Source organism: Pseudomonas sp. NDM, assembly GCF_003105095.1.
GTDB lineage: Bacteria > Pseudomonadota > Gammaproteobacteria > Pseudomonadales > Pseudomonadaceae > Aquipseudomonas > Aquipseudomonas moraviensis_A.
Map to the genome: position 1 here is coordinate 1 of NZ_QETJ01000147.1, position 12466 is coordinate 12466.

Below are 12466 nucleotides of genomic sequence, written 5' to 3' on the forward strand. Positions count from 1 at the left end.
CTCGCGATGGCGGTGTCATTCGAATCACTGCTGACTGTCATGACGCTATCGCGAGCAGGCTCACTCCTACAGGGGACGCGGCCCGTTCACATGTTGATCAAGCCTGCGCCTGACCTTCGGCGAGGAAGAACCAGGTTTCCAGCACGGTGTCCGGGTTCAGCGACACGCTTTCGATGCCCTGCTCCATCAGCCACTTGGCCAGATCCGGATGGTCGGAAGGACCCTGACCGCAGATGCCGATGTACTTGCCGGCCTTGTTGCACGCCTGAATGGCGTTGGCCAACAGCTTCTTCACCGCCGGATTACGCTCGTCGAACAAGTGGGCGATGATCCCCGAGTCGCGGTCCAGACCCAGCGTCAGTTGGGTCAGGTCGTTGGAGCCGATCGAGAAACCGTCGAAGAATTCGAGGAATTCCTCGGCCAGAATCGCGTTGGATGGCAGTTCGCACATCATGATCACGCGCAGACCGTTTTCGCCGCGCTTCAAGCCGTTTTCGGCGAGCAGATCGACCACCTGGCTGGCTTCGCCGAGAGTCCGGACGAACGGCACCATGATTTCCACGTTGGTCAGGCCCATCTCGTTGCGCACACGCTTCAGCGCGCGGCATTCAAGTTCGAAGCAGTCGCGAAACGATTCGCTGATGTAACGCGAAGCGCCACGGAAGCCGAGCATCGGGTTTTCTTCTTCCGGCTCGTAGAGCTTGCCGCCGATCAGGTTGGCGTATTCGTTGGACTTGAAGTCCGACAAGCGCACGATGACTTTTTTCGGCGTGAACGCAGCAGCCAGGGTGCTGATGCCTTCCACCAGTTTGTCGACATAGAAGTCGACCGGGTCGCTGTAACCGGCGATGCGCTTGTCGACGCTGTCCTTGATGTCCTGCGGCAGGCCGTCGTAGTTCAACAGCGCTTTCGGGTGCACGCCGATCATGCGGTTGATGATGAATTCCAGACGCGCCAGACCGACGCCGGCGTTCGGCAACTGCGCGAAGTCGAAAGCGCGATCCGGGTTGCCGACGTTCATCATGATCTTGAACGGCAGCTCCGGCATGGCATCGACGGAGTTCTTCTTGATGTCGAAGCCCAACTCGCCTTCGAAGATGTAACCGGTATCGCCTTCGGCGCAGGACACGGTGACGCCCTGGCCATCCTTCAGCAGTTGAGTGGCGTTGCCGCAACCGACCACCGCCGGAATGCCCAACTCGCGAGCGATGATCGCCGCGTGGCAGGTACGCCCGCCACGGTTGGTCACGATGGCGCTGGCGCGCTTCATCACCGGTTCCCAGTCCGGGTCGGTCATGTCGGAGACCAGCACGTCGCCCGGCTGGACCTTGTCCATCTCGGAAACGTCTTTGATGATCCGCACTTTGCCGGCGCCGATGCGCTGACCGATCGCGCGACCTTCCACCAGCACAGTGCCGGTTTCTTTCAGCAGGTAACGTTCCATGACGTTGGCCTGGGTGCGGCTTTTCACGGTTTCCGGACGCGCCTGGACGATGTACAGCTTGCCGTCGTCACCGTCCTTGGCCCACTCGATGTCCATCGGGCAGCCGTAGTGCTTCTCGATGATCATCGCCTGTTTGGCCAGCTCGCTGACTTCGGCGTCGGTCAGGCAGAAACGCGCGCGTTCGGCCTTGTCGACGTCGACGGTCTTGACCGAACGACCGGCCTTGGCCTCGTCGCCGTAGATCATCTTGATGGCTTTGCTGCCCAGGTTGCGCCGCAGGATGGCCGGACGACCGGCCTCCAGCGTGCCCTTGTGCACATAGAATTCATCCGGGTTGACCGCGCCTTGTACGACGGTTTCGCCCAGGCCGTAGGCGCCGGTGATGAACACCACGTCACGGAAACCCGATTCGGTATCGAGGGTGAACATTACGCCGGCGGTGCCGGTTTCCGAACGTACCATGCGCTGCACGCCAGCTGACAGCGCGACCAGTTTATGGTCGAAGCCCTGGTGCACGCGGTAGGAAATCGCACGGTCGTTGAACAGCGAGGCGAACACCTCTTTGGCGGCGCGGATAACGTTTTCCACACCACGGATGTTCAGGAAGGTTTCCTGCTGACCGGCGAAGGAAGCGTCCGGCAGGTCTTCGGCGGTGGCGGAAGAACGCACGGCCACGGCCACGTCAGGGTTGCCGGCCGACAGCGCGGCGAACGCGGTGCGGATCTCGGTGTTGAGTTTTTCCGGGAACTCGGCGTCCATGATCCATTGGCGGATCTGTGCGCCGGTCTTGGCCAGGGCATTGACGTCGTCGACGTCGAGCGCGTCGAGGGCCTTGTGGATCTGCTCGTTCAGGCCGCTCAGTTCGAGGAAGTCACGATAGGCCTGAGCCGTCGTGGCGAAGCCGCCGGGGACCGAAACACCGGCGCCTGCCAGGTTACTGATCATCTCGCCCAGGGATGCGTTCTTGCCCCCCACATGCTCAACATCGTGTTTGCCGAGCTTATCGAGGGAAACTACGTACTCTACCAAGGTGATCTCTCCACTAACTGTGTTGGAAAAGCTCAGAAACCGGCGGCCCGGGGGAGCCTTGGCCGGTTGTATGGCCTGGACCTGGAAAATAAGTGAGAATGCGGGCCAATGGCGGCCGGCAAATCGCGCCTATCATATCCAAGAATGCTCATTAGTCTAAGGCCCAAGGTGCAAATGAAACGATCTGCTTTCTTCATCTCCGATGGCACCGGCATTACCGCCGAAACCCTGGGTCAAAGCCTCTTGGCGCAGTTCGAAAACATTACCTTCAGCAAGTTCACGCGGCCCTACATCGACAGCGTGGAAAAAGCGCGGGCCATGGTACAACAAATCAACAAAGCCGCTGAAACCGACGGCTTTCGGCCGATCATCTTCGACACCATCGTCAATCAGGACATTCGTGAGATTCTCGCAACGTCCAATGGTTTCATGATCGACATTTTCTCGACCTTCCTCGCGCCGCTCGAACAGGAGCTCACCGAGCACTCTTCCTACACCGTGGGCAAGTCCCACTCCATCGGGCACAACTCCAATTACATGGAGCGCATCGAGGCGGTGAACTTCGCCCTCGACAACGATGACGGCGCGCGCACCCACTATTACGACAAAGCCGATCTGATACTAGTGGGCGTGTCGCGATGCGGCAAAACCCCGACGTGTCTGTACATGGCCATGCAGTTCGGCATCCGCGCGGCCAACTATCCGCTGACCGAAGACGACATGGAGCGCCTGACCCTGCCAACCGCCCTGCGCGCCCACCAGCACAAGCTGTTCGGGCTGACCATCGACCCTGATCGCCTCACCGCGATCCGCAACGAGCGCAAGCCCAACAGCCGCTATTCGAGCTACGCCCAGTGCGAATTCGAAGTGCGCGAAGTGGAAAACCTGTTCCGCCGCGAGAACATCCCGCACATCAATTCCACGCATTTTTCCGTGGAAGAGATTTCGGCGAAGATTCTCGTGGAGAAAGGGGTTGAGCGGCGGTTCAAGTAGTCCGGCGTCGCCTGATCTGGCGCCTTCGCGAGCAGGCTCGCGATGAACGATAACGCGATCTGTCAGAGCACAAACAGGTCGATGAATCGATTCACCGGCGTGGCCTCAAGCCGCGCCTGATCCTCGCACAGCGCAAAAATCTCAGCGCAGCGCTGGCCAGCGAAACGCGTGGCGAGGTTGGTCTTGAACTTGTCCTCCAGCAACGGAATGCCTTCGGCGCGACGGCGGCGATGGCCGATCGGGTATTCCACCAGCACGTTTTCGGTGCTGCTGCCGTCCTTGAAAAACACCTGCACGGCATTGGCAATCGAGCGTTTGTCGGCTTCGAGGTATTCGCGGGTGAACCGTGGTTCTTCGACGATGACCATTTTCTCGCGCAACACATCAATGATCGGGTGCGCCTTGTGGAAGTCGTCTTCGTAGTGCTCGGCCACCAGGTTGCCAAATGCCAGCGGCACGGCGGTCATGTATTGCAGACAATGATCGCGGTCGGCAGCGTTGGCCAGCGGGCCGACCTTGGAAATGATGCGGATCGCCGATTCGTGAGTGGTGATGACGATGCGGTCGATCTCGTGCAGGCGATTGCGCACCTGCGGATGCAAGGTCACCGCCGCCTCGCAGGCGGTCTGCGCATGGAACTCGGCGGGGAAGCTGATCTTGAACAGCACGTTTTCCATCACGTAACTGCCGAACGGCCGGGAAAAGCTGAAAGCGCGCTTCTCTTCGGACTTGAGCGCCAGATCGTTGTTGGTGTGGCTGAACGATACGTCATAAAAGCCCCATTGCTTCGCGCTCAGCACCCCGGGAATGCCCATCTCGCCGCGCATGGCGATGTCGGCCAGCCTTACACCGCGACTCGCCGCATCCCCCGCCGCCCAGGATTTCCGCGAGCCGGCGTTGGGCGCATGCCGATAGGTGCGCAGCGCCTGACCGTCGGCGAAGGCATGGGACAGCGCCGCCAACAGCTGCTCGCGATTGGCTCCCATCAGTCTGGCGCTGACGGCGGTTGAAGCGACTTTCACCAGAATGACGTGATCGAGTCCTACACGGTTGAAAGAGTTTTCCAGGGCGATCACGCCTTGAATCTCGTGGGCCATGATCATCGCTTCCAGCACATCGCGAAGGGTCAGTGGTGCTTCACCGTTGGCGATGCGTTGCTGCGACAGGTGATCGGCCACGGCGAGGATGGCACCGAGGTTGTCGGACGGATGGCCCCATTCGGCGGCGAGCCAAGTGTCGTTGTAATCGAGCCAGCGGACGATGCAGCCGATGTCCCACGCGGCTTTGACCGGGTCGAGCCGGTAACTGGTGCCGGGCACTCGCGCACCGAACGGCACAATCGTGCCCTCGACAATGGGTCCAAGATGCTTGGTGCATTCGGGAAAACGCAGAGCCAGCAGACCGCAGCCCAGCGTGTCGATCAGGCAGTTGCGCGCGGTGTTCAGCGCTTCGGCGGATTCGGGCTTGAAGGTGAGGACGTAATCGGCGATGTCCTGCAGGACACGGTCGTAGTCGGGGCGGTTGTTCAGGTCGACGTTGGCGCTCATGGTGGTTCTCCTGTTCGGGGAAATGAGTGGTTGGGTCTTCCTCAAGGGCTTGGCTGGTTTATGGTTGGTGATATCTGGTTTCTATGTGTTGTGTCAGAGGGTAGCCCCTCACCCTAGCCCTCTCCCGAGGGAGAGGGGACCGATTGGGGGATGCTGTGGAGGTTCACCGGCCTGAAAGTCCATCGCTGAATCCATAATCGCCAACCTGCGTGGTCGACGAATCACAGCAGATACTTCTTCCTCGCCCCAGATCGCCGATTCCCTGCTGAATCCACAATCGCCTCGGTCTTTCAGGTCGATGTACCACGCAAGACACCTCGGTCGGCCACCTCTCCCTCCGGGAGAGGGCTGGGGTGAGGGTAAAATGTCGAGTCAGAACGAGTCAGCAGGCACGCGGACGTAACCTTCCATGAGCACCCGGGCACTGCGGCTCATGATGGCCTTCTTCACCACCCACTCGCCGTTTTCCAGCGTCGCCTCAGCGCCCACACGCAGCGTTCCCGACGGATGGCCGAAACGCACGGCAGTGCGTTCAATCCCACCCGCAGCAAGATTGACCAACGTGCCGGAAATCGCCGCCGCTGTGCCGATCGCCACCGCGGCCGTGCCCATCATTGCGTGGTGCAGTTTGCCCATCGACAACGCGCGTACCAGCAGATCCACATCACCCGCGGCAATCGCTTTACCGCTCGACGCCACGTAATCCGCAGGCTTGGCGACAAACGCGACTTTCGGCGTGTGCTGCCGTTTCGCTGCCTCTTCCAGATTGGAAATCAGGCCCATGCGCAACGCACCGTAGGCACGAATCGTCTCGAACATCAGCAACGCTTTCGGATCGCCGTTGATCGCACCTTGCAGCTCGGTGCCGGTGTAGCCGATGTCTTCGGCGTTGACGAAAATCGTCGGGATCCCGGCATTGATCATGGTCGCCTTGAACGTGCCGACACCCGGGACCTCAAGCTCATCGACGAGATTGCCGGTGGGGAACATCGAGCCACCGCCGCCCTCTTCCTCTGCCGCCGGATCCATGAATTCGACCTGCACTTCCGCCGCCGGAAAGGTCACGCCGTCGAGTTCGAAATCACCGGTTTCCTGCACTTCGCCGTTGGTGATCGGCACGTGGGCGATGATGGTCTTGCCGATGTTGGCCTGCCACACGCGCACCACCGCCACGCCGTTGTGCGGAATGCGGCTGGCGTCGACCAGACCGTTGCTGATGGCGAACGAGCCGACCGCGGCCGAGAGGTTGCCGCAGTTGCCGCTCCAGTCCACGAACGGTTTGTCGATGGACACTTGGCCAAACAGGTAATCGACATCGTGATCGGCGCGGGTGCTCTTCGACAGAATTACGGTTTTGCTGGTACTGGACGTCGCGCCGCCCATGCCGTCGATCTGCTTGTCGTACGGGTCGGGGCTGCCGATCACCCGCAGCAGCAACGCATCGCGGGCCGGGCCGGGCACCTGCGCGGCTTCGGGCAGATCAGTGAGGCTGAAAAACACGCCTTTGCTGGTGCCGCCGCGCATATAGGTGGCAGGGATTTTGATCTGTGGTGCGTGAGCCATGATTGCTCCTTTGAAGCGGCCAAGGGACTGATCACCCATTGGCCGCTGAACCTGTTTAAACGGCTACCGCCGATCCTTCGAGGAAGTCCTGAGCGAAGCGCTGCAACACGCCGCCCGCCTCGTAGATCGACACTTCTTCAGCGGTATCGAGACGGCAGGTCACCGGCACTTCCACGCGTTCGCCGTTCTTGCGATGAATCACCAGCGTCAGGTCCGCGCGCGGTTTGCGCGCACCGATCACGTCATAGGTTTCGCTGCCATCAATGGCCAGGGTGTGGCGGTTGGTGCCGGGTTTGAATTCCAGCGGCAACACGCCCATGCCCACCAGGTTGGTGCGGTGAATACGCTCGAACCCTTCGGCGGCAATCGCCTCGACACCGGCCAGACGTACGCCCTTCGCCGCCCAGTCGCGGGACGAACCCTGACCGTAATCGGCGCCGGCGATGATGATCAGTGGCTGCTTGCGTTCCATGTAGGTTTCGATGGCTTCCCACATGCGCATGACCTGGCCTTCCGGCTCGACGCGGGCCAGCGAACCCTGCTTGACCTTGCCGTTTTCCACGACCATTTCGTTGAACAGTTTCGGGTTGGCGAACGTCGCACGCTGGGCCGTCAAGTGGTCACCACGGTGGGTGGCGTAGGAGTTGAAGTCCTCCTCCGACAAGCCCATTTTCGCCAGGTATTCGCCGGCAGCGCTGTCGAGCATGATCGCGTTGGATGGCGACAGGTGATCGGTGGTGATGTTGTCCGGCAGCACCGCCAGCGGGCGCATGCCTTTCAAAGGGCGGGCGCCGGCCAGTGCGCCTTCCCAGTACGGCGGACGGCGGATGTAGGTGCTCATTTCGCGCCAGTCGTACAGCGGCGCGACTTTCGGCCCGGTGTCTTCATGCACGGCGAACATCGGGATGTAGACCTGACGGAACTGCTCAGGCTTGACCGACGACTTCACCACCGCATCGATTTCTTCGTCGCTCGGCCAGATGTCCTTGAGTCGAATTTCCCGACCATCGACCACGCCAAGCACATCCTTCTCGATATCGAAACGGATGGTCCCGGCGATCGCGTAAGCAACCACCAGCGGCGGCGAGGCGAGAAACGCCTGTTTGGCGTACGGGTGAATGCGCCCGTCGAAATTGCGGTTGCCGGACAGCACGGCGGTCGCATACAGATCGCGGTCGATGATCTCTTGCTGGATCAGCGGATCGAGGGCGCCAGACATGCCATTGCAGGTGGTGCAGGCAAACGCGACAACGCCGAAGCCGAGCTGCTCCAGTTCGGTGGTCAGCCCCGCTTCGTCGAGGTACAGCGCTACGGTTTTCGAACCCGGCGCCAGCGAGGATTTGACCCACGGCTTGCGCGTCAGCCCGAGCTTGTTGGCGTTGCGCGCCAAGAGGCCAGCGGCGATGACGTTGCGCGGGTTGCTGGTGTTGGTGCAACTGGTGATGGCGGCGATGATCACCGCGCCGTCGGGCATTTGCCCAGGCACATCATCCCACTGGCCGGAGATGCCTTTGGCGGCCAGATCCGAGACCGCAACGCGGGCGTGCGGATTGCTCGGGCCGGCCATGTTGCGCACTACCGAGGACAAATCGAAGGTCAGACCACGCTCGTATTGCGCGCCTTTGAGACTGTCGGCCCACAGCCCGGTCAATTTGGCGTATTGCTCGACCAACTGCACTTGCTGATCTTCACGACCGGTCAGTTTCAGGTAATCGATGGTCTGCTGGTCGATGTAGAACATCGCCGCCGTGGCGCCGTATTCCGGGGCCATGTTGGAGATGGTCGCGCGGTCGCCGAGGGTCAGCGCCGCCGCGCCTTCGCCGAAGAATTCCAGCCAGGCGCCGACGACTTTCTGCTTGCGCAGGTACTCGGTCAGGGCCAGGACCATGTCGGTGGCGGTGATGCCCGGTTGCAGCTTGCCGGTCAGTTCGACGCCGACACTTTCCGGCAAACGCATCCACGAAGCGCGGCCGAGCATCACGCTCTCGGCTTCGAGGCCGCCGACACCGATGGCGATCACACCCAGCGCATCGACGTGCGGGGTGTGGCTGTCAGTACCGACGCACGTGTCGGGGAACGCCACGCCTTCGCGCACCTGAATCACCGGCGACATTTTCTCCAGGTTGATCTGGTGCATGATGCCGTTGCCCGGCGGGATCACATCAACGTTCTTGAAGGCCTTTTTGGTCCAGTTGATGAAGTGGAAACGGTCTTCGTTGCGACGGTCTTCGATGGCGCGGTTCTTCTCGAAGGCCTGGGCATCGAAACCGCCCGCCTCGACGGCCAGCGAGTGGTCGACGATCAATTGCGTCGGCACCACCGGGTTGACCTGCGCCGGATCACCACCCTGCAGAGCGATGGCGTCACGCAGGCCGGCAAGATCGACCAGTGCGGTCTGGCCGAGGATGTCATGGCAAACCACCCGCGCCGGAAACCACGGGAAATCCAGATCGCGCTTGCGCTCGATCAGTTGCTTGAGGGAATCGGTGAGCGTGGCCGGGTCGCAGCGACGCACGAGGTTTTCCGCGAGCACGCGGGAGGTGTACGGCAGGGCGTCGTAGCTGCCAGGCGCAATCGCCTCGACCGCCGCGCGGGTGTCGAAGTAATCCAGCGGCGTGCCGGGAAGGTTTTTGCGGAATTCTGTGTTCATCGGGTCAGGACTCGGGTCACGGTAGTTTCAAAGGGTGGGGTCTGACATCAACCTTGAGATCCACACCGTCCCCCTGTAGGAGTGAGCCTGCTCGCGATAGCGGTAGATCAGTCGACATCAATATTGAATGTCAGTCCGTCATCGCGAGCAGGCTCACTCCTACAGGGATTTGCGGTGGTTTCAAGGATCGGGTCAGCTCACCAGTCAGCGACGTTCGATTGGCACGAACTTGCGCTGTTCGACGCCGGTGTACTCGGCGCTTGGGCGGATGATGCGGTTGTTGGCGCGTTGTTCGAATACGTGCGCGGCCCAGCCGGTCAGGCGCGAGCAGACGAAGATCGGCGTGAACAGCTTGGTCGGAATGCCCATGAAGTGGTACGCCGAGGCATGGTAGAAATCGGCGTTGGGGAACAGTTTCTTCTGCTCCCACATGGTCTTGTCGATGGCTTCCGATACCGCGAACAACACCTTGTCACCGACCTCGTCGGCGAGTTTTTTCGCCCAGCCCTTGATCACCTCGTTGCGCGGATCGCTGTCCTTATAGATCGCGTGGCCGAAGCCCATGATCTTGTCTTTGCGCTCGAGCATGCCGAGGGTGCCCTTGATCGCCTCTTCCGGCGACGAGAAGCGCTCGATCATTTCCATCGCCGCTTCGTTGGCGCCGCCGTGCAACGGGCCACGCAGCGAACCGATGGCCGCCGTGACGCACGAGTACAGATCCGACAACGTCGAGGCGCAAACGCGCGCGGTGAACGTCGAGGCGTTGAATTCGTGCTCGGCGTAGAGGATCAGCGACACGTTCATGACTTTGACGTGCAGTTCGCTCGGTTTCCTGTCGTGCAGCAAATGCAGGAAGTGGCCGCCAATGGTCGGCTCGTCGCTGACGCAATCGATGCGTTTGCCGTCGTGGCTGAAGCGATACCAGTAGCACATGATCGCCGGGAACGCGGCGAGCAGACGGTCGGTCTTGTCGCGCTGCTCGGAGAAGTCTTTCTCTGGCTCGATGTTGCCGAGGAACGAGCAACCGGTGCGCATCACATCCATCGGATGCGCGTCGGCGGGAATGCGTTCAAGCACTTCTTTAAGCGCTTGCGGCAGATCGCGCAGCTTGCTCAGCTTGCTCTGGTAGTCGGCCAGTTGCGCTTTTGTCGGCAGCTCGCCGTACAGCAGCAGATAGGCGACTTCTTCAAATTGCGCGTCGGCGGCCAGTTCACGCACGTCGTAGCCGCGGTAGGTCAACCCGGCACCGGCCTGGCCCACGGTGGACAGTGCGGTTTGCCCGGCGACCTGGCCCCGGAGCCCGGCGCCACTGAGTACTTTTGCTTCGGCCATTGCTATCTCCAATTTTTGAATTTGTTAGGGAATCTGCAATTACGGTGTTGTTCGCAAAAGATCGCAGCCTTCGGCAGCTCCTACATCGACCGCGTTCCTGTAGGAGCTGTCGAGTGAAACGAGGCTGCGATCTTTTGATCTTTCAATCATTTTTTCGCAGCAAACAACGCATCGAGCTTCTGCTCGAACGTGTGGTAATCGATACGATCGTAGAGCTCCATGCGAGTCTGCATGGTGTCGATGACATTCTGTTGCGTGCCATCGCGGCGGATCGCGGTGTAGACATTTTCCGCGGCCTTGTTCATCGCGCGGAACGCCGACAGCGGGTACAGCACCAGGGAAACATCGGCGCCGGCCAGTTGCTCGGTGGTGTACAGCGGGGTCGCACCGAACTCGGTGATGTTGGCGAGGATCGGCGCTTTCACGCGGTTGGCGAACAGCTTGTACATGTCCAGTTCGGTGATGGCTTCCGGGAAAATCATGTCAGCGCCGGCCTCAATGCATGCGGCCGCGCGATCAAGCGCCGACTCCAGCCCTTCCACCGCCAGCGCATCGGTACGCGCCATGATCACGAAGCTGTCGTCGGTGCGCGCATCGACTGCCGCCTTGATGCGATCGACCATTTCCTGCTGGCTGACAATTTCTTTATTGGGGCGATGGCCGCAACGCTTGGCGCCGACCTGATCCTCAATGTGAATCGCCGCCGCGCCGAACTTGATCATCGACTTGACCGTTCGAGCCACGTTGAACGCCGATGAACCGAAGCCGGTATCCACGTCCACCAGCAGCGGCAGGTCGCAGACATCGGTGATCCGCCGTACGTCGGTCAGAACATCATCCAGCCCGGTGATGCCCAGGTCCGGCACGCCAAGAGATCCCGCGGCCACACCGCCACCAGACAGATAGATCGCCTTGAAACCGGCGCGTTTGGCCAGCAGCGCGTGGTTGGCGTTGATCGCGCCGACCACTTGCAAAGGATGCTCGCTGGCGACCGCATCGCGGAAGCGCTGGCCCGGCGTGTTCAGGTTGGAACTCATGAGTCACCTCGTTCAGTGGCTGTCTGGTTGTGGGCGCCGTCTTCGTAGTGACGGGCGATGTTGCGTTTCGAGGCGCCGATGTGGCGGCGCATCAACAGTTCCGCGAGCTCGCCGTCACGGTCGGCGATGGCATCGAGAATGCGGTGGTGTTCGGCGAAGGCCTGGTGCGGGCGGTTCGGCGTGGTGGAAAACTGGATGCGGTACATGCGCACCAGTTGATACAGCTCGCCGCAGAGCATCTGCGTCAGCGTGCGATTGCCGCTGCCCTGGATGATCCGGTAATGAAAGTCGAAATCGCCTTCCTGCTGGTAATAACCGACGCCGGCCTGGAACGCCGCATCGCGCTCGTGGGTTTCCAGAACCCGGCGCAACTCGTCGATTTCCGCGACGCTCATGCGCTCGGCAGCGAGGCGGCAGGCCATGCCTTCGAGGGATTCGCGGATTTCGTAGAGTTCGATCAATTCGGCATGGCTGAGTGAGACCACCCGCGCCCCCACGTGCGGCACACGCACCAGCAGGCGCTGGCCTTCCAGACGGTGGATTGCCTCACGCAACGGCCCCCGGCTGATTCCATAGGTGCGCGCCAGCTCCGGCTCGGAAATCTTGCTGCCCGGGGCGATTTCGCCTTTGACGATAGCGGCCTGGATGCGCCGGAAAACGTTTTCCGAGAGCGTCTCGGAATCGTCGCCGCTGATGACCGGGGGATCGAGTTGATCCAGCATGATTGTCGACACCTTTAAATCCAATGCGGCAAAAACTAGCCAATCCCGCGTGATCAGTCAAAGGATAAATAAGTATTGTCGACAATCGTCTAATAACCTAAAAAGATCGCAGCCTTCGGCAGCTCCTACAGAATGCAGGCCACCCCTTT

8 protein-coding genes are annotated in these 12466 nt (G+C 60.9%); 1 reads left to right on the forward strand and 7 read right to left on the reverse strand.

What is annotated here, in order from left to right; translation table 11 throughout:
- Positions 1–97 precede the first annotated feature (97 nt).
- Positions 98–2473, reverse strand: coding sequence for a phosphoenolpyruvate synthase (gene ppsA, locus DCO47_RS21745; RefSeq protein ID WP_042608450.1), 2376 nt, complete (start codon positions 2471–2473; stop codon positions 98–100).
- Between the two features lie 174 nt (positions 2474–2647).
- Between ppsA and DCO47_RS21750 the strand changes: the two genes are divergently transcribed.
- Positions 2648–3466, forward strand: a complete 819-nt coding sequence (locus tag DCO47_RS21750; RefSeq protein WP_016773826.1) for a pyruvate, water dikinase regulatory protein — start codon at positions 2648–2650, stop codon at positions 3464–3466.
- Positions 3467–3528: 62 nt separating this feature from the next.
- On the opposite strand, the gene prpD is transcribed toward DCO47_RS21750, so the two are convergent.
- The 6 genes from prpD to DCO47_RS21780 all read right to left on the reverse strand — a co-directional run bounded on the left by prpD (position 3529) and on the right by DCO47_RS21780 (position 12314).
- The gene (gene prpD / locus DCO47_RS21755; RefSeq protein ID WP_116658897.1) at positions 3529–5013 is read right to left on the reverse strand and encodes a 2-methylcitrate dehydratase; all 1485 of its coding nucleotides are present in this window, start codon (positions 5011–5013) and stop codon (positions 3529–3531) included.
- A 372-nt stretch (positions 5014–5385) separates the two neighbouring features.
- Complete coding sequence (gene prpF / locus DCO47_RS21760) at positions 5386–6576, reverse strand: 2-methylaconitate cis-trans isomerase PrpF (protein WP_042608452.1); 1191 nt, start codon at positions 6574–6576, stop codon at positions 5386–5388.
- Positions 6577–6631: 55 nt separating this feature from the next.
- Positions 6632–9226: a Fe/S-dependent 2-methylisocitrate dehydratase AcnD gene (acnD, locus tag DCO47_RS21765; protein WP_116658898.1), complete on the reverse strand. Its 2595-nt coding sequence runs from the start codon at positions 9224–9226 to the stop codon at positions 6632–6634.
- 204 nt (positions 9227–9430) lie between these two features.
- Positions 9431–10558 carry a 2-methylcitrate synthase gene (gene prpC, locus DCO47_RS21770; protein WP_064362869.1) on the reverse strand — a complete coding sequence of 376 codons (1128 nt, stop codon included), beginning with the start codon at positions 10556–10558 and terminating at the stop codon, positions 9431–9433.
- 146 nt (positions 10559–10704) lie between these two features.
- Complete coding sequence (gene prpB, locus DCO47_RS21775) at positions 10705–11595, reverse strand: methylisocitrate lyase (protein ID WP_042608455.1); 891 nt, start codon at positions 11593–11595, stop codon at positions 10705–10707.
- Positions 11592–12314, reverse strand: coding sequence for a GntR family transcriptional regulator (locus DCO47_RS21780; protein ID WP_172667900.1), 723 nt, complete (start codon positions 12312–12314; stop codon positions 11592–11594). The genes prpB and DCO47_RS21780 overlap by 4 nt, the downstream gene beginning before the upstream one ends.
- Positions 12315–12466 lie beyond the last annotated feature (152 nt).